Genomic DNA, 17,253 nt, shown 5'->3' with positions numbered 1-17,253 from the left:
TAGCCTGCACCCATGCTCGACTCACCGGTGACCAAGGCGCCTCCTTCCCTGCTCTACATGGTCAAGCAAGTGGAGCTCGTCGTGCGCTCGCACTTGGACGAGCTGGTCAGGCCGTCCGGGATCACCGCTCTGCAGTACACGGCGCTCACCGTGCTGGAACGCCATGACGGCCTGTCCGCCGCCCAGCTCGCGCGCGACTCCTTCGTCACCGCCCAGTCGATCGCGGACCTGGTCCGTTCCCTGGAGGGCCGCGGACTGGTGCGCCGGGAGCGCAACCCCCGCAATCGCCGGGAGCTGCTGATCCTGCTCACCGACTCCGGCCGCGAGCTGCTCGCCCGGCACGCCGGGCCGGTCCGGGAGCTGGAGGAGCGAATGGTGCGCGACCTCACGGCGCACCAGACGGAGCAGTTCCGCCAAGCGCTCACCAGCGCCTGGCACGCGCTGTCGTAACCCCGCCGCCCCCTGAGCGCCCCTGGAACGCTCCCGCGCACACCCCGGCGCGAACACCGGCCAACTCGGCCGCAATTCGGAGACATATGTCAATCGAACATGCTCAAATTCACTCGATGGAGGGTAACTTGCAGGGCGGGGAACGGCGTTGAGCCGTGGCCCCTCCCCACGCACGGAGCAGGCTGGAGGCGATCTCGTCGTGCGGCAGGAACCTGCACCGCTCACCCGGCATCTGCGCGTCCGTCAGGAACGGGGGCACACGGTGCTGGAGTTCCGCGGTGAGATCGATCTCGCCGCGGCCGCGGAGATCACCCCGCACCTGGACCGGGAGACGGACCGCCTGGCCGCCCGGGTCGTGATCGACCTCAGCGGGATCGAGTTCTTCGACTGCTCCGGTCTGCGGCTGCTGTACCGGGCCCGTCAGCGGGTGCTCGACCGGCGGGGATACCTGCTCCTGGTCTGCTCCCACCCGCTGACCCTGCGTGTCCTGCGGATCACCGGCCTGTCCCGGGTGCTGCCTCCGCAGCCGACGCTGGACGCGGCGCTGGAACGGCCGGAGGCGACCTCCCGCCCGTGAGGAGTGCGCCCCGTGTGCTTCCGCCGAGTCACCCGATCCGCAACTCGGCGGTCTGGCCCGGGGCGTGGCGGGCATCCGGACAGTAGGAAGGAGGGCCGTCGCATGACGACTCCCGTCAAGCGCCTCCCCGGGCGCATGCCCGGCTGGGCGAAGGTGGTGGCCGCGCTCGTGCTGGTGCTCGTCGTGTTCTTCGCCGGGCTCCGGCTGAGCGTGCTCCCGGGCCTGAAGGACCTGTTCGGCACCGAGACGCAGGACCGGTCGGGACCCGCGCTGCTGAAGTCCATCCAGGACATCAGCCGTTACGACGCGGCCTCCGGCAACTTCCAGGTCGTCGTGGACCTGGAGAAGGACGCCAAGCTCCTGCCCGACGCGATCCGGGGCACCCGCACCCTGTACGTCGGCGCGGGGACCGTCGACGCCTATGTCGACCTCGGCAAGATCGGCGAGAACGACGTGAAGGTCAACGACGACCGCACGTCCGCCACGCTCCGGCTGCCCCACGCCCGGCTGGGCGAGCCCGCCCTCGACCCCGACCGCTCCTACGCGGTCTCCAAGCAGCGCGGTCTCCTCGACCGCCTCGGCGACCTCTTCTCGGACAACCCCAACGGCGAACAGGCCGTGCAGAAGCTCGCGGTGCGGCACATCGGCGACGCGGCGAAGGAGAGCGAGCTGACCGCACGCGCCGAGTCGAACACCACCGACATGCTCCAAGGCCTGCTGCATTCCCTGGGCTTCAAGGAGGTGCGGGTCTCGTACGGGAGCTGATCGGCTTCCGAACGGGGCGGCGCACGTCGGCTCCCGGCCTGGAGTGCCCTGGCGGACACGGGGCAACCGAGGGTGGGAACGGTCTCCGGCGACCTCTCCGGGGACCGTGACCGAGAACGACCCCCCATGGCATCGCCGACCCGCCCGGGGGTAACCGCCGTGTCACGCAGGGCAGTCGAAGACTGGAGGACCCCCCATGGCCAGTGCAGCCTCACGTCCCCGGAACACCGGGTCGGGGAGCGAGCGACGCCCGCTCCCGTGGCCCGTCCGGCTGCTGGCGACACTGTGCGCGTTCCTGTTCATGGTCGCCTTCGCCGTGGTGCTGGCCCGGCTGACTCTGCAGCCCTCCCCCGCCTCGGAGGCGCTGACCCACAGCAATCTCCAGCCGGGCAGCTCCATCAAGGCCTATCTCGACCAGCCCGAGCTGCGGGACGCCGTCAAACAGATCGGCGGCAACATCGCGCTCGGCATTCCCTTCGGCGTCCTGGTGCCGGTGGTCGCCCCCCGCACCCGGGGCATCCTGCGCGTGCTGCTCCTGACGGCGGTCGTGATGCTCCTCGTGGAGTTCGCGCAGGGTGCCCTGGTCACCGGACGCGCCTTCGACATCGACGACGTCATCCTCAACACGACGGGCGCGCTCATCGGCTACCTGCTCCTGGGGCGCCGCCTCAGCAGGGCCGTCCACGCGCGCAAGCCGCGCCCGGACAGGGCGGACGAGGAACCGTCCACCGGCAAGGTCCGGCGCACCGCCGACCGGGCCTAGAGGCCCCTTCTGATGAATCTCCGTGGGAGACGGAGCGGCGTTCGGTGCGTACTCTGGGGGTCCCCCCTGCTCGAAGAGCTTGGGGGAGTGCCGCGGGGAAGCCCCCGTAGCGGAGCTACCTGGGCTTTCGCGCGGTGCGGCGGTGGGGCCCCTCCCGTTCGAGCGAAGCCGAGAGCGGGGAGCGTGCCGGGCGTCGCGACGCAGCGGAGATCCATCAGAAGGGGCCTCGTGCCGCAGCAGGCACTAGTGCACCGTCCAGGTGAACTTGTCTCCGCCCACCCAGCGGACCACGTCCGGATCGTCCATGTCGTGCACGGTGATGCCGAACGCGGCCGCGGCGGCCAGCACGTCGGTGACGGCCCGAGCCTCCCCGACCACCTGGCCGTCGATCTGCACGATCCGGAACGGCGGTGTGCCCGGCTGCACCCCGAGCACCATGATCCGCGGGTGGGACATGTACGGGCTCGCGCTTTCGGTCATGCATCGAGCGTAGAACGCAACCGGCGCCGACGCGGGCTCAGGGCGCCTGCCGGCCGGCAGGCCCGCTCAGGGACGGCGCCAGTCGTGACCGGCCAGGTGGGACCCGGCCTGCGGGCCCATCCGGAGCATGCCGCCGTCGACGCTCCAGGAGGCGCCCGTGACGTACGAGGCGTCCGGGCCGGCGAGGAACGCGATGACGGCGGCGACCTCGCGGGCGTCACCGGGCCGGCCGAGCGGGATGCCCGGGCGGCTCTCGGTGTGCGGATCGGTGTCCTCCTGGCCGGTCATGGGCGTGGAGATCTCGCCGGGCGCGACGGCGTTGACGGTGATGCGGTGCTCGGCCAGTTCGAGGGCCATGACCTGGGTGAGCAGCCCGAGACCGCCCTTGGCGGCGCAGTAGGGGGCGGCGCCCACCCGCGGCTGGTGCTCGTGGACGGACGTGACGTTGACGATCCGGCCCCCCTCCCCGTGCCCGATCATGTGCCGGGCCGCCTTCTGCCCGCAGAGGAACGGTCCGACGAGGTCGACGTCCAGGACCTCGCGCACATCGGACAGCTCCAGGTCGAGGAAGGGCGTCATGGTGCCGGTTCCGGCGTTGTTGACCAGCACGTCGATCCGGCCGAGCCGCTCGCACAACTCGTCGACGGTGTCGGCCGCTTCGGGCAGCCGGGTGAGATCCATCCGGGCGACCTCGGCCCGCTGCCCGTGCGAGCGCACCTCGTCGGCCGTCTCCTCCGCGCCCTCGCGGTCGCTGTGGTAGGTGATCCCGACGTCCATGCCCGCCTGCGCCAGGCGTACGGCGGTGGCCCGGCCGATGCCGGAATCGGCGCCGGTGATCACGGCGACCTTGCCGGGCGACGCGCTGGGAGCGGACATGACGGGCCTCCTCGTCGACGGGGGCGGGACGAGCATCGCAGTACCCGGGGGGATCCGGGACAAACCGCGCACCCCGTCGTGCGGCCCGCCGTGCGCTGGGGAACCCTTGAGGTGGAGGTGGCGATGGACCCCGTCGAGGCACTGGACCGGATCGCCTTCCTGCTGGAGCGGTCCCTGGCACCGACCTACCGCGTGCGCGCCTTCCGTACGGCGGCCCGCGTCCTGAACGACCTCGGCGCGGACGAGGTGCGCCGGCGGGCCGCGGACGGCTCGCTGGAGCGGCTCAAAGGGGTCGGTCCGAAGACCGCGCAGGTGGTGCGGGAGTCGCTGGCCGGTCAGGTGCCCGGCTACCTGTCGACGCTGGAGGGCGAGGCGCGGGAACGGCCCGCCGTGCGGGGTGGGGAGACGCTGCGGGCGCTGCTGCGCGGGGACTGCCATCTGCACTCCGACTGGTCGGACGGCGGCAGCCCCATCGAGGAGATGGGGCGGGCCGCCGCGGAGCTGGGCCATCAGTGGGCGGTGCTGACCGACCACTCGCCCCGGCTGACGGTGGCGCGCGGCCTGTCGCCCGAACGACTGCGGGAGCAACTGGACGTGGTGGCGGAACTGAACGAGACCTGGGCGCCGTTCCGGCTGCTGACCGGCATCGAGTGCGACATCCTCGAGGACGGCTCGCTCGACCAGGAGCCGGAGCTGCTGGACCGGCTCGACGTGGTGGTGGTGTCGGTGCACTCCAAGCTGCGCATGGACGCCCGCTCGATGACCCGGCGGATGGTGGCCGCCGTACGCGATCCGCACTCGGACGTGCTCGGGCACTGCACGGGGCGGCTGGTGACCGGCCGGGGGCGGCCGGAGTCGGAGTTCGACGCGGACGAGGTGTTCGCGGCGCTCGCGGAGACGGGCACCGCCCTGGAGATCAACAGCAGGCCGGAGCGGCTCGACCCGCCCCGGCGGCTGCTGCGCCGGGCGGTGGAGGCCGGTGTGCTGTGCTCCGTCGACACCGACGCGCACGCGCCGGGGCAGCTGGACTGGCAGATCAACGGGTGCGCGCGGGCGGAGGAGTGCGGGGTGCCGCCCGAGCGGGTGGTGACCTCGTGGTCCCTCGACGAGCTTCTGGCCTGGACGCGAGAGCGGCGTGTGCCGTCGGGCGTGGCGGGCGCCTGACGTGGTACCCGCGCGGCCGAGAGGAAAGGACAGCACTTATGGGAAGCGCGGGACGGGCGGCCGTGTTCGATGTCGACGGCACCCTGGTCGACACCAATCATCTGCATGTCGTCAGCTGGTGGGAGGCCTTCCGGCAGGCGGGCCACCAGGTGCCGATGCACGCCGTGCACCGGGCCGTGGGCCTGCCGTCGACCGACCTGATCGCCCATCTGCTGGGTGACGACCGGGACACGGACCAGGACGCGGACCTCAGCGCCGGGCACAAGGCGCTGTACGGGCAGTACTTCAACCGGCTGCCCGCGCTGCCGGAGGCCGGACGGCTGCTGCGGCGGCTGCACCGGGACGGCTGGACGGTGGTGCTGGCCACCTCGGCGGGCGGCGCGGAGCTGAGCGCGCTGCGCCGGGCGATCGACGCGGACGAGGCCATCGCCGCCACGGCCAGCGCCGACGACGTCGACGAGGGCAAGCCCGCCCCCGAGCCGGTCGAGCACGCCCTGGAGCTGGCCGGGGTGCCGGCGGAGCGGGCGGTGTTCGTCGGCGACACCGTGTGGGACATGCGGGCCGGCAGCAGGGCGGGAGTGCGCTGTGTGGGCGTCCTGTGCGGCGGTGTCCCACGCGCCGATCTGGAGGAGTCCGGCGCGGACGCGGTCTACGCCGACCCCGCGCACCTGCTGGCGGCCCTCGGCGACAGCCCGCTGTCATGACGCGACGTGAAACCCCCGGTCACACGGATACCCCCAGCACATGACGCGTGTGACGAGTGCGGTACGGCGGACGGCGGGAGCCTTCCTCGGGCGGAAGGACAAGGACGAAGACCAGGGGGCGACCCCGGGTGCGCGGCCTCGGGGAGCGCCGACGGCCCGGGGGCGGATGCGCGACCTGGAGCAGGGAGCGCGCTCCATGCGGCCGGTGGACGCGGTTCGGCGCGACACGCTGGGTGCCCTCAACGCCCTGCGAGCGGCGTGGAGCGGGCCCGGCCGGGAGCGGGATCTGGTCGTCCAGTCGCTGAAGGCGGCCGGGGCGGCGGTGCTCGCCTGGCTGGTGGGCGGCGTCTGGATGGGCGACCCGCTGGCGCTGATGGCGCCCTGGGTGGCGCTGGTGCTGGTGCAGGCCACCGTCTTCAGCTCGCTGGTACAGGGTGCGCGCCAGTTCGGGGCGATCTGTGTCGGCGCCCTGGTCGCCTCCGGGGCGCAGGCCATCACCGACAACACGACGGGCGCGCTCGCCCTGTCGGTACCGGTGCTGATGCTGCTGGCGAACTGGCCCCGCTTCGGCGACCAGGGCATCTACGCGGCGACCACGGCCCTGTTCGTCATCTCCTCGGGCATGGTGAGTCTGCCCGCCGTCGGGCACCGGGTGGGTCAGGCCGCGATCGGCGCGGTCATCGGCGTCGCCGTCAACGCGCTCGTTCTGCCTCCGATCCATCTGCGGGACGTGCGGGAGAACCTGGCGGCGCTGGCCCGGGAGGCCGGGGACGTCCTGCACACGGTCGCCGCCGATCTGCGCGAGGGCGAGTGGGACGCGCAGACCGCCTACGGCTGGGTCAGGGCCTCGGCCCGGCTGGACCACCGGCTGAAGGCGCTGCGCTCGGCACGCCGGTGGAGCCAGGAGAGCCTGCGCCTGACCTACGCGCCGCTGCGCGCCCTGCACCGCGTACCGCACGAGGGTGTTCTGCCCGCCGAGGAGGAGGACGAGCGGCTCGGCCGGGTGACCGGGCACGTCACGACGCTCACCCGGGCCCTCGCGGTGTCCGTGGACGACAACCGGACGCCCGCCCCGCCCGAGGGGCCGGCCCTGCACTCGTACGCCCGGCTGCTGGAGCTGATCGGGGACGCCCTGCGCGCTCAGGCCGACGGCCTGAGCGAGGGGGCAGTGACCGCCCGGCCGGACGACGGGGCCGAGGAGGCGATGCGGAAGCTGCACGAGGAACTGCAGGACAGACTGCGCCGTGACGCCGGGGAGGGAGCCGCCCCCACCGCCGTGCTGGGCACGCTGCTCCTGCAGGCGGAGAACCTCTGGGCCGAGACCGTGCCGGACGACCGGGCACAGTGACGCACCTCACCGGGCGGGTGCGGTGACCCCGGAACACCCAGAGGTGGTTGCCCGTTGAACAAGGTGTGGGTCCGGACCGGACCCGCCCTTCAGCCGCCCCGGCCGTGATTCCCCCGTCCGGCCGGGGCTTCTCCGTACCCATGTGCAATCCGCTCCGCCCGGGTACTCGGCACGTCTCGTGGAACCACGCGGCCGAGAGGAGCGCAAGGTGAGCAGCGGAACAGGCATGAGGGTCGTCGTCACGGGCGCCACCGGCAACGTGGGCACCAGCGTGGTACGTCTGCTCTCGGAGGACCCGGGGGTCGCGTCGGTGCTGGGCCTGGCCCGGCGTATCCCCGACTGGTCGCCCCCGAAGACGGACTGGGCCGCCGTCGATCTGTCCTCCGAGCGGCCCGATCTGGCGGAGCGGTTCACGGACGCCGACGCGGTGGTCCACCTGGCCTGGGCGTTCCAGCCGACGCACGACCCGGCGGCGACCTGGCGCACCAACGTGCTGGGCAGCATGCGGGTCTTCGAAGCCGTGGCGGCGTCCGGAGTGCCGACGCTGGTGCACGCCTCGTCGGTCGGCGCGTACTCGCCCGGCCCGAAGGACGAGACGGTGGACGAGTCCTGGCCGACGCACGGCTGGCCGGACGCCGCGTACTGCCGGGAGAAGGCGTATCTGGAGCGGGCGCTGGACACGTTCGAACGCGACCGCCCGATGACGCGGGTGGTGCGGATGCGGCCCGCCTTCCTCTTCCAGCGGGAGTCGGCGAGCGAGCAGCGCCGCATCTTCGGCGGCCGCTTCCTGCCCGGCCCCCTGGCCCGCCCGGAGCTGCTGCCCTTCCTGCCCGACATCCCGGGGCTGAGGATGCAGGCGCTGCACACGGACGACGCGGCGAACGCGTACCGGCTGGCCCTGCACTCCGATGTCCGGGGCGCCTTCAACCTGGCGGCCGACCCGCCGATCGACGCGCGGCTGCTGAGCGAGATGTTCGACGCGCGCCCGGTCCGGCTGCCGCGCACGGCGGCCCGGTCCGCGATCGCCGCCGCCTGGGGCCTGCACCTGCTGCCCGCGTCGCCGCACCTGTTCGACGCGGTGCTGCGGCTGCCGCTGATGGACTCGACGCGCGCCCACAGGGAGCTCGGCTGGCGACCGGAGCACACGGCGCCGGAGGTGCTGGAGGAGTTCCTGCTCGGCCTGCGGCAGGGTGCCGGGGCGCGCACGGAACCACTGCGGGGTCGCAAGGTGGGCTGAATCCGGGCGGCCCCTTCGCGCCCCCGGGCATCCTCGGGCATGAGGACATGCGCGAGGGCCGCAGCCGACCCCCACAGTCGGCTGCGGCCCTCGGTGGGATGCCCTCCTAGGCGGAGGGCTCGTCCGGCACCGGGTGCTCGGAGGGAACCGTTCCCGAGCGCGGTGCTCCTCGCCGGCCCGTCCCCGCCTCGTCCGTGTCGGGGACGTCACCGGCGGGCTCGTCGGTCTCGTCGTCGCTCTCATCCCGGTCGTCCTTGCCGGTGCCCGTGAAGCGCGGGGCGACCTCCCACGGGTCCTCGCCGTCGTCGGCCTGCTGGTCCGGCATGTCCCGTGGAATGGGCTCACCGTTCTCGCCGGGTCCTTCGAGGCGGTGGTCGGTCACGGCGCGCTCCCTTCTGTGGTCCGGGCGCCACGCGAGTACCTCCGCGGTGATCGGCGAAACCTCAGCGCGGTGTCCGTTCCTCGAGCGCGGTGCGCCAGGCGGGGAGCGGATACTCCGGCGCCGGGTCGAGGCGCCGTCCGCCGCGTGCGAAGAAGTCGGCCAGCGGCAGGATCGCGGCGCCGACGGTGACCGCGTCGGGCCCGAGCCTGCCGAGGTCGACGGTCACCTTCCCGGCCGGGTGGCGCAGCGCGTACGACATGGCGTGGCGGCGTACGGCGGGCAGGAAGCGGGAGCCGAGCGCCAGGCCCGCCCAGCCGCCGATGAGGATGCGCTCGGGCTGGAAGAGGTTGATCAGGTCGGACAGGCCGGCGCCCAGGTACTCGGCGGTCTCCTCCAGGACGGCCAGCGCGACCGGGTCGGCCGTGCCGCCCTCGGGCGGGTGGGCCGCGGCGAGCATCGTGGTGAGGGCGGTCTCCTCGTCGGTGCCGTCGGGGACCCGACCGCCCTCCTCGCGCCAGCGGGCGAGCAGCGACTCGGCGCCCGCGTACGCCTCCAGGCAGCCCAGGGCCCCGCACCGGCAGCGGCGGCCCCGGACCCGTACGGTCAGATGTCCCCATTCGACGGCGCGGCCCTGCTCCACGTCGGGCGTGACCAGGCTCGCGCCGACGCCGGAGCCGAAGAGCACCACGACGGCGTTGCGGGCGCCCCGGCCGGCGCCGAACCACATCTCGGCCTGACCCAGCGTCTTGGCGCCGTTGTCGATGAAGTACGGGACGGTGTCCGGCAGCGGGGAGCCGGTGCGGAGCAGGGCCTCCAGCGGGACGGCGTCCCAGCCGATGGTCTGCCCGTGCACGAGCGCGCCGCGGTCGGGGGTGCGCTCGACGATGCCGGGGACGCCGATGCCGACGCCGAGGAGCCTTTCGGGCGCCAGGCCGGCGGTGTCCAGGACCTCGGCGATGCCCTGGCGGATGTGGTCGACGATGGCCTCGACGTCGTACCGCTGCGGCGTGAGCGGGTGCTCGGCCCGGGCGAGTTCGTTGAGGGTGAGGTCGAACAGTTCGACGCGGACCCTGGTCTCGCCGACGTCGACGCCGATCATGTGGCCGCTGCCGGGCGCCACGCGCAGCAGGGTGCGGGGCCGGCCGCCGTCGGAGTCGACGCTGCCCGCCTCCTCGACCAGCCCGTCGGCGACCAGGTCGGCGACGACGTTGCTGACGGAACCCGAGCTCAGCCCGGTGGCCGGGCCGAGTTCGAAGCGGCTGAGCGGGCCGTCGAAGTAGAGCCGTTGCAGCACGGCCGTGCGGTTGGCCCGCCTGAGATCGCGTACCGTGCGCCCGTTCCGCGCGGCCATGTGGCTCCCCTCGCCTCCCCTGTCCGACCGACCTGCAACATACCGTCGGGGCCGGGTCGGCGCGATATTCCTCCACCCCTTATTTCATGGTGTGAGCTAACGGGAGTGGGGCCTGCGGGCCTCCTCGATCTCGTCCAGCGCCGCGACGAGTTCCGGGGCGACCCGCTGCCGCACCCAGCGCTCCTGCTGCTCATCGGCCCCGCGGGGGACCGTCTCGGTGAGCATGATCAGGTACAGATAGGTGCGGTACAGGGCGAGCCGCAGGCGGGCCGGGGCGTCGAAGCATGCCCGGCCGCCCGCCTCCCGGTAGCCGGCCAGGAACGCCTCGTCGTTCCTGATGTCCCCGAGCAGCGCCAGGGAGACGAAGTCGGCCAGCGGGTCGCCCCAGAACATCCGCTCGCCGTCGATGAGGCCGCCGATGCGGGCCTGTCCGTCGGGGCGGTCGACGAGGATGTTGCCCGGCCACAGGTCGAAGTGGACGAGACACGGTTCGGTGACCTCGTCGAGCACTCCGTAGGCGGACGCGGCGGCACCGGCCACCGCGTCCACGGGGCGGGGCAGCCGGGCCCCGTAGCGCCGGGCGTCGTCGAGGACGGCGTCGAACATCACCGTGAAGGCGGTGCGCCAGTCGGGAGCGAGCGGCCCGAGGGCGCCGGAGGGGTAGCCGAAGCCCGGGCCCGTCACGCGGTGCAGGCGGGCCACCTGCCGTCCCAGTTCCGTGCGCAGGGCGGCCTGCTCCGCGCCGGTGAGCGTGCCGTCCCAGGGATCGCCCGGGACGACCGTCATCAGCAGGAAGTCGTCCCCGGCGGACACCTCCCGCGGAGTGGGGACTCCGACCCGGGTGGCCGAGCGGTAGAACTCGGCCTCGGAGACCAGCAGCCACCTCTCGTGCCGCATGCCGGGGACGGCCGCGGCAGGCGGGATCTTCAGCACGTAGCGGCCGCCGTCGGTGAGGCGGAGTTCCTCGACCGTGTTGTACGTGCCCCCGGTCAGCGGGGCCAGGTGGGCGAGGCGGCCGGGGTCCAGGCCCGCCGTCCGGAGGATGTGCCGGGCCCGTTCCCAGGAGTCCGCCACCGTGCGCCCACCCCCCCTGCCGTTGCGGTCGGCCGGCCGCGTACACGTCCTCGACGTGACGCCCGTCCGCGACCAGCCCGTCGAACACCGGTCGGCGGCGGCCTCGTCGGCGTCCGGCGCATGCCCGCGGAACAGGGTACGGGACGCCTCCCGCACCCGGGCGCCATGCGGGAGGCGTCCCGGAAATCCGGTGGCCGCGTTCCGGCGCGGCTGCCTACCCTGACCCGGCCCACGAACCCAGGACCCCCGGGTTTCGCGACGACCACCCCTGGAGCATCCCCGTGAAGCCACTCGGCGAGCAGGACATCCGCACCTCCTTCGTCAACTGCTCCAAGGGCGAGGCCAAGCGCCTCGCCGTGCCCCGGAACCTCGACGACCGCCCGTGGGACGACCTCGACTTCCTCGGGTGGCGGGATCCGGGAGCACCGGATCGGAGCTATCTGGTCACCGAGCGGGAAGGGCGGCTCGTCGGGGTCGCGATGCGCTTCCAGACCGCGCGGCGCGGGTTCCTGCACCGCAGCATGTGTTCGCTCTGCCTGACGACGCACCCGCGCGGCGGGGTCGCGCTGATGACCGCGCGCAAGGCGGGAGCGGCCGGGCGCGAGGGCAACTCCGTCGGCGTGTACATGTGCACCGACCTCGCCTGTTCCCTGTACGTACGCGGGAAGAAGGCACCGGAGACCGGGGCCCGGTTCGAGGAGAGCCTCACCCTGGAGCAGCAGATCGAGCGGACCGCGGGCCATCTGGCCGCCTTCCTCGACAAGGTGTCCGCCTGAGACGTGGTGTCCGCCCAAGGAGAGGTGTCCGCCTGACCGCCCTCGATCGCTCCTGGTTTCGCCCGGCGTTAACGTCCTTCGTGAGCGTCCGTCATGGATGTGATCATGGATGCGTTCGTTACGCCGAGGAAGGGGAACAGCCAGAGGATGCGAGAGGTACGTGAGTGGACTGCGCACGCCGGGCGGATCGTAAGGAAGCGTCGTGATCCCGTGGTCGTCCAGACGCTGCGGTCCGCGTTCGCGGCGACGGTCGCGTACGTCATCGCACTGCGGCTGAGCCCCGAGCCGGCACCTCTCACCGCTCCCCTGACGGCGCTGCTGGTCGTGCAGGTGACGCTGTACGCCACGATCACCAATGGCTTCCGGCGGGTGAACGCCGTGGTGACCGGCGTCCTCGTCGCGATCGCCTTCAGCCTGCTGGTGGGCCTGACCTGGTGGAGCCTGGCACTGCTCCTCGTGGCCTCGCTGGCCGTGGGACGGCTGGTCCGGGTGGAGGAGTACGTACCCGAGGTCGCGATCAGCGCGATGCTCGTCCTCGGCGTCACCACCGTCGGGGACACCGCCTGGTCCCGTGTCGTGGAGACGCTGATCGGCGCCGTCGTCGGACTCGCCTGCAACCTGCTGCTGGCCCCGCCGGTGTGGGTGGAGGAGGCGGGCGAGTCGATCGAGGGCCTGGCGCGCAGGCTGCGGCAGCTGATGCTGCGCATGGGCGACGAGGCGGCCGGCGGCACGCCCGTGCACCGCGCGGAGAAGCAACTGCACGAGGCGCGCCGCCTGGATCACGACATCGTCGAGGTGGACGCGGCCCTCAGTCAGGCCGAGGACAGTCTGCGGCTCAACCCGCGCGTGCAGGACAGCGTGCTGCACCGGGTCGTGATGCGCACCGGCCTGGACACGCTGGAGATCTGCACGGTCGTCCTGCGCGTGCTTGCCCGCTCCCTCACCGACCTGGCGAAGGAGCGCGAACCCGAGCCGTTGTTCGAGGCCGAGACGGGCGCCGCCCTGCAGCAGCTGCTGTCCGAGATCGGCGACGCCGTCGTGAGCTTCGCGGTGCTGGTCACCACCCACCTCAGTGCGAGCGCCGAGTCGGCGGAGGAACGTCTCGCCGCGGAACTGCGCACGGCGGCGGGCACCCGCGACAAACTGGCGCTGCTGCTGCGCGAGGAGGCCGAGCGCGACCCGCGGCACTGGCAGCTTCCGGGGGCCGTCCTGACGGAGGTCAACCGCATCCTCGACGAGCTCGACACCGAGCACCGCACGCGGCGCCTGTTCGAGGAACTGGACCGTGTGTCGGGAGAACAGCGCGCGCGGATGCCACGACTGACACGGCTGCGGGAGCGACTGGGCGTCACGGAACAGATGTGGCGGAACCGCGCGGGGTTCGGCGGGCGTTATCCCTGAGGGGGTCCCTTCACTGTGAACGGCCGGTACGGGATGGGTGAAAGCCCCCTCAGCGGAGCGCCGGCAGGGGGCCGGCACCTGATGCGAGGAGCGGGCCGATGGCCGACACGACCGTGCGGATCGACGGGAACACACTGCGGCTGCCGGGCGGGGTGGCGGTCCGGTTCATCCGCACCCTGCGCCTGCCGGAGACCGGCACCCATCCGCTGCCGCCGGGCCTGGGCGAGTTCCCGGTGCGGCGGGTCGCGGACCACGCGGACAGGGTGCCCGAGGCGTGGCGGGCACGCGGCGGTGTGATGCTCCCGGTGTATCTGCGCGAGGCGATGTGGCTGAGCTTCGCGGGCACTTCGGAACCGGCCGCACTCCAGGTCGGCGTCGGCAAGGTGTGCGCGGTCTCGGGCCGCCCCTGGAGCGACCGCCTGGCGCGCGGCCCGCAGAACTACGTGGTGCTCCCCCGCCAGCCCTGGCTGGACGGCATCAACTCCGGCACGGGCACGGTCCGGCAGTTCGTGGCCGTCCCGCTCGGCCTGGGCGCCACCGTGGAGGGGCAGGTCACGGGCGAGGAGGTGTGGGGCGGCGTCCAGTTGCAGTCCTTCGCGCTGAACGACCGGGAGCTGGCGCGGTGGCGGGAGGAGGAGCGGCAGCGGGCGGAGCGGCAGCGGCTGATGCCGCCGCACAGCGGCTACGGCGCCGCGATGCCCATGGCGGCCCCACCCTCGTCCGGCGGCTTCGGCGCCCCGATGCCCATGGCGGCCCCGCCCGGGCCCGGAGCGGCCCCGGCGCCCGCCCCCGGTGCCGCCCCGGCGGGTCCGCCGCGCGCGGTCGCGGCGATGGGTCTGGGCGTCGGCGGCTCCATGCGTCAGGAGGTCTACCAGGACGACCGGCCGCTCTCGCACTGGTCGGAGCGGCCGGGCGGGCGGGTGTTCGTGCACCTGGTGACGCCGCCGGAGTGGCGCCGGATCACCGGCGAGGCCGCGCCGCCGTCGCCGGTGGACCGGGCCGCGTACACCCGCGCGGGCCTGCCGTGGTTCGAGTATTACGACGAGGACGCGCAGGACCTCGCCCCGACGGACACCCTCGGGTCCGTGAATCCGGTCGGCGACTGGCTCGGTGACGACCACGAGCCCTGGCAGCCGCCCGCGCCGGGCCAGACCCGGCGACTGGGGGACGCCCCGGGCAAGCCCGTGGCGGACGGGAACTGGTAACCGGCCACCGTCGCACCTCGCGCACGCCACCCGCTGCCGTTGTTGCACCCGAAGGCCGGGAAACGTCAAGGTGGCTGTCACGACGGGGACACGTGACGACCTGAGGGGCGATATGGACAGTGGTGGCTGGAGCAGGCGCCGGTTCGTCGGCGCACTGGCGGGCGGGGCCGCCGCGGCGGCGCTGCCGTCCTGCGACGATGCACCCGCGCCCACGACGACCGCGGCCCCGGTGCCCGAACCGAGTGCCGGCCCGTCCCGCGGGGCCCGGCGCCCCTCCGGGCCCCGCCCGCTCCACCTCGGCACCTACACCTCCGTCGAGGGCGGCGGCAAGGGCATCGGCCTGGCCGCCTACGACCCGGCGACGGGCCGGATCACCGCCGTCGGCATCATCACCGGCGTCGGTGACCCGTCGTACCTCGCGATCCACCCGGACCGCAGGACGCTGTACGCGGTGGACGAGCGGGACGACGGTGCCGTGAGCGCCGTCCGGCTGTCCGACCGGAAGGTCCTGGGCAGCCGGAGCACCGGTGGCGCGGCGCCCTGCCATCTGTCGGTGCACCCGGGCGGGCGCTGGCTGCTCAGCGCGAACTACGGCTCGGGCAGTGTGGCCGTGCACCCCATCGACGCCTCGGGCGCGCTCGGCGAGCGCACCGCCCTCGTCCGGCACTCCGCCCCGGCGCCCGGCCCCGGTCAGGAGGGCCCGCACGCCCACCAGTTCGTCACGAGCCCGGACGGGCGCCATGTTCTCGCCGTCGATCTGGGCACCGACACCGTCTACACGTACCGGCTGGACGACAAGGCCGGCACGCTCACCGAGGTCGCGCGGGCGCGGACCCGGCCGGGTGCCGGACCGCGCCACCTCACGTTCCATCCGGGCGGCCGGTACGCCTATCTCGCCAACGAGGTCGACAACACGGTGGCGGTCTGCTCGTACGACGCGGCCTCCGGCCGGGTGAGCGTCGGCGAGGCGCAGTCCACGGGCACGGGTGAGGGGACCAACTACCCGGCGCAGCTGCTGGTGACCGCGAACGGCCGGTACGCGTACCTCGCCAACCGCGGGCACAACAGCCTCACCCGCTACGCCGTCGAGGCGGACGGCGCCCGGCTCAGGCTCCTGGACACGGTGCCGGTGGGCGGGGACTTCCCGCGCCAGATCGCCTTCTCCCCGGAGGGCACGCTGCTGTTCGCGGCGAACCAGAAGTCCTCCACCGTCACCGTCTTCCACGTGGACGAGGCGAACGGCGAACTGCGGCGGGCGGGCGAATCGTTCCGCTCACCCGTCGCCGTCTGTGCGCTGCCGCTGTAGGCGCGCGCCGAGGTGGACCGGGTGTGGGGCGACGCGGCGGAACCCGCCTACGAGCAGGTGGCGAGGCTGCGCCACGTCCGCCGGGTCCTGGACGAGTCACTGCGGCTGTGGCCCACCGCGCCCGCGTTCTCCCGGGAGGCCCGGCAGGACACGGTGCTGGCCGGGGAGCATCCCATGCGGCGCGGGGCGTGGGCGCTGGTGCTGACGCCGATGCTGCACCGGGACCCCGAGGTGTGGGGCGCGGACGCCGAGCGGTTCGACCCCGGCCGCTTCGACGCTCAGGCCGTACGGTCCCGCCCCCCGCACACCTACAAGCCGTTCGGGACGGGCGCGCGGGCGTGCATAGGGCGCCAGTTCGCGCTGCACGAGGCCACGCTGGTGCTCGGGATGCTGCTGCGCCGCTCCGAGCTGCGGCCCGACCCGGCCTACCGGCTGCGCGTGACGGAACGGCTGACGCTGATGCCGGAGGGCCTGCGGCTGCGCCCGGAGCGCCCCGGTGCGGGAGCCGGCCTCAGATCTGCGGCGTCCAGTGCCGGGGGCGGGTGACTGAGCCGGGCAGCCGGGTCCCGGCACTGCCCCGGGCCGCGTTCAGCTGCGGCTGGGTGAGAAAGAACGCCCCGGTCAGGTCGGCGTCCGTCAGATCGGTGTCGCGCAGGTCGGCACCGATCAGGTCGGCGCCCCGCAGGTCCGCGCCGGTGAGGTCGGCGGCGATGAGACAGGCACCGCGCAGGCCGGCGCCGCGCAGGTCGGCGCCCTTGAGACGGGCGCCCATGAGGTCCGCGCCCCGGCGGTCCTTCCTGCGGCCCTTGATGCCGGCCCTGGCCAGCTCGCTCGTCCTCAGCAGCAGCACGTTGACGTCCTGAGGGTGGGCCGCCACATCCAGCCCGGCGAGCTCCTCCGGGGTGCCGGCGGCGAGCTCCTCGGTCTTCGCCAGCGCCTTGCGCAGTCCGGCGTGGACGGGACGGGCCGCCGGGAGGGCGAGGGCCTCGGTCAGGTACCAGAGCAGTTCGTGCAGGTGCCGGACGACCGGGAACACCTCGAACATGCGGCGGGACTGCTCCGGCGGTCCGGAGCGCCAGTCCCGGCCGCCGAAGGCGATCTGCGAGACCCGCTGCCCGGCGCCGAAGCAGTCGTAGACCGTGCAGCCGGAGAATCCTTTCTGCCGCAGCTTCGCGTGGATGCCGCAACGATGATCGTCCCGGAGGTTGCGGCAGGGCGTGCCGGCGGCCTTGCCGACCGCGAAGTCGGCCGAGGCCGCGAACGGCAGGGCGACACAGCACAGCCCGAAGCACTGCTCGCAGTCCCCGTGCAACTCCACCCGCCCGGCCTGATGATCTCGCATGCCGTTCAGCATACGACCCGCCTTGAGATGCCCCCGCTGTTCCTCGAACCGG

Annotated in this window: 18 protein-coding genes and 1 pseudogene; 13 read left to right on the top strand and 6 right to left on the bottom strand. The window is 73.4% G+C overall.

What is annotated here, in order from left to right:
* Positions 1 to 12: 12 nt before the first annotated feature.
* The 4 genes from ABTX62_RS06920 (at position 13) to ABTX62_RS06905 (ending at position 2,555) form a co-directional block, all read left to right on the top strand.
* Positions 13 to 450, top strand: coding sequence for a MarR family winged helix-turn-helix transcriptional regulator (locus ABTX62_RS06920; RefSeq protein WP_283972751.1), 438 nt, complete (start codon positions 13 to 15; stop codon positions 448 to 450).
* 199 nt (positions 451 to 649) lie between these two features.
* Positions 650 to 1,027, top strand: a complete 378-nt coding sequence (locus ABTX62_RS06915) for an anti-sigma factor antagonist (protein WP_352115192.1) — start codon at positions 650 to 652, stop codon at positions 1,025 to 1,027.
* 102 nt (positions 1,028 to 1,129) lie between these two features.
* Positions 1,130 to 1,792, top strand: coding sequence for a DUF4230 domain-containing protein (locus tag ABTX62_RS06910; protein ID WP_352115191.1), 663 nt, complete (start codon positions 1,130 to 1,132; stop codon positions 1,790 to 1,792).
* A 196-nt stretch (positions 1,793 to 1,988) separates the two neighbouring features.
* A complete protein-coding gene (locus tag ABTX62_RS06905; RefSeq protein WP_283972754.1) occupies positions 1,989 to 2,555 on the top strand; it encodes a VanZ family protein in 567 nt (188 codons plus the stop codon).
* A 243-nt stretch (positions 2,556 to 2,798) separates the two neighbouring features.
* On the opposite strand, the gene ABTX62_RS06900 is transcribed toward ABTX62_RS06905, so the two are convergent.
* Entirely contained in the window at positions 2,799 to 3,035 is a 237-nt protein-coding gene (locus ABTX62_RS06900) for a hypothetical protein (protein ID WP_248502216.1), read from the bottom strand.
* A 66-nt stretch (positions 3,036 to 3,101) separates the two neighbouring features.
* Complete coding sequence (locus ABTX62_RS06895) at positions 3,102 to 3,911, bottom strand: SDR family oxidoreductase (protein WP_352115190.1); 810 nt, start codon at positions 3,909 to 3,911, stop codon at positions 3,102 to 3,104.
* A gap of 123 nt (positions 3,912 to 4,034) precedes the next feature.
* Between ABTX62_RS06895 and ABTX62_RS06890 the strand changes: the two genes are divergently transcribed.
* The 4 genes from ABTX62_RS06890 to ABTX62_RS06875 all read left to right on the top strand — a co-directional run bounded on the left by ABTX62_RS06890 (position 4,035) and on the right by ABTX62_RS06875 (position 8,364).
* Entirely contained in the window at positions 4,035 to 5,075 is a 1,041-nt protein-coding gene (locus tag ABTX62_RS06890; RefSeq protein WP_352115189.1) for a PHP domain-containing protein, read from the top strand.
* A 38-nt stretch (positions 5,076 to 5,113) separates the two neighbouring features.
* Positions 5,114 to 5,779 carry an HAD family hydrolase gene (locus ABTX62_RS06885; protein WP_352115188.1) on the top strand — a complete coding sequence of 222 codons (666 nt, stop codon included), beginning with the start codon at positions 5,114 to 5,116 and terminating at the stop codon, positions 5,777 to 5,779.
* Between the two features lie 196 nt (positions 5,780 to 5,975).
* Positions 5,976 to 7,127 (top strand): FUSC family protein, encoded by a 1,152-nt coding sequence (locus ABTX62_RS06880; RefSeq protein ID WP_352115246.1) that lies wholly within the window; start codon positions 5,976 to 5,978, stop codon positions 7,125 to 7,127.
* A 208-nt stretch (positions 7,128 to 7,335) separates the two neighbouring features.
* Positions 7,336 to 8,364 carry an SDR family oxidoreductase gene (locus tag ABTX62_RS06875; protein ID WP_352115187.1) on the top strand — a complete coding sequence of 343 codons (1,029 nt, stop codon included), beginning with the start codon at positions 7,336 to 7,338 and terminating at the stop codon, positions 8,362 to 8,364.
* Between the two features lie 106 nt (positions 8,365 to 8,470).
* Here the strand turns inward: ABTX62_RS06875 and ABTX62_RS06870 are convergent, their stop codons facing one another.
* The 3 genes from ABTX62_RS06870 to ABTX62_RS06860 all read right to left on the bottom strand — a co-directional run bounded on the left by ABTX62_RS06870 (position 8,471) and on the right by ABTX62_RS06860 (position 11,171).
* Entirely contained in the window at positions 8,471 to 8,746 is a 276-nt protein-coding gene (locus ABTX62_RS06870) for a hypothetical protein (RefSeq protein ID WP_352115186.1), read from the bottom strand.
* A 61-nt stretch (positions 8,747 to 8,807) separates the two neighbouring features.
* On the bottom strand, positions 8,808 to 10,097 hold the full coding sequence (locus ABTX62_RS06865) for an ROK family transcriptional regulator (protein ID WP_352115185.1): 1,290 nt from the start codon (positions 10,095 to 10,097) through the stop codon (positions 8,808 to 8,810).
* 96 nt (positions 10,098 to 10,193) lie between these two features.
* Positions 10,194 to 11,171 carry a phosphotransferase family protein gene (locus ABTX62_RS06860; protein ID WP_352115184.1) on the bottom strand — a complete coding sequence of 326 codons (978 nt, stop codon included), beginning with the start codon at positions 11,169 to 11,171 and terminating at the stop codon, positions 10,194 to 10,196.
* A 281-nt stretch (positions 11,172 to 11,452) separates the two neighbouring features.
* Here ABTX62_RS06860 and ABTX62_RS06855 point away from each other — a divergent pair, with 281 nt between their 5' ends.
* From ABTX62_RS06855 to ABTX62_RS06835, 5 genes and pseudogenes are all read left to right on the top strand, one after another.
* Entirely contained in the window at positions 11,453 to 11,947 is a 495-nt protein-coding gene (locus tag ABTX62_RS06855) for an FBP domain-containing protein (RefSeq protein WP_352115183.1), read from the top strand.
* A gap of 147 nt (positions 11,948 to 12,094) precedes the next feature.
* Positions 12,095 to 13,348 carry an FUSC family protein gene (locus ABTX62_RS06850; protein WP_352115182.1) on the top strand — a complete coding sequence of 418 codons (1,254 nt, stop codon included), beginning with the start codon at positions 12,095 to 12,097 and terminating at the stop codon, positions 13,346 to 13,348.
* 98 nt (positions 13,349 to 13,446) lie between these two features.
* Positions 13,447 to 14,553 (top strand): GyrI-like domain-containing protein, encoded by a 1,107-nt coding sequence (locus tag ABTX62_RS06845; protein ID WP_352115181.1) that lies wholly within the window; start codon positions 13,447 to 13,449, stop codon positions 14,551 to 14,553.
* A gap of 112 nt (positions 14,554 to 14,665) precedes the next feature.
* Positions 14,666 to 15,859: a lactonase family protein gene (locus ABTX62_RS06840; RefSeq protein WP_352115180.1), complete on the top strand. Its 1,194-nt coding sequence runs from the start codon at positions 14,666 to 14,668 to the stop codon at positions 15,857 to 15,859.
* Positions 15,860 to 16,405: pseudogene (locus ABTX62_RS06835) on the top strand (cytochrome P450); the annotation flags it as partial.
* On the opposite strand, the gene ABTX62_RS06830 reads toward ABTX62_RS06835, so the two are convergent.
* Positions 16,371 to 17,213, bottom strand: a complete 843-nt coding sequence (locus ABTX62_RS06830; RefSeq protein WP_352115245.1) for a pentapeptide repeat-containing protein — start codon at positions 17,211 to 17,213, stop codon at positions 16,371 to 16,373. The pseudogene ABTX62_RS06835 and the gene ABTX62_RS06830 sit on opposite strands and share 35 nt — an antisense overlap.
* Positions 17,214 to 17,253: the final 40 nt, after the last annotated feature.

Source organism: Streptomyces sp. NPDC096046 (assembly GCF_040303285.1).
In the GTDB taxonomy this organism is placed as follows: Bacteria; Actinomycetota; Actinomycetes; order Streptomycetales; family Streptomycetaceae; genus Streptomyces.
Note: the sequence above shows the minus strand (reverse complement) of the source record. Positions and strands in the feature narration are given on the sequence as shown.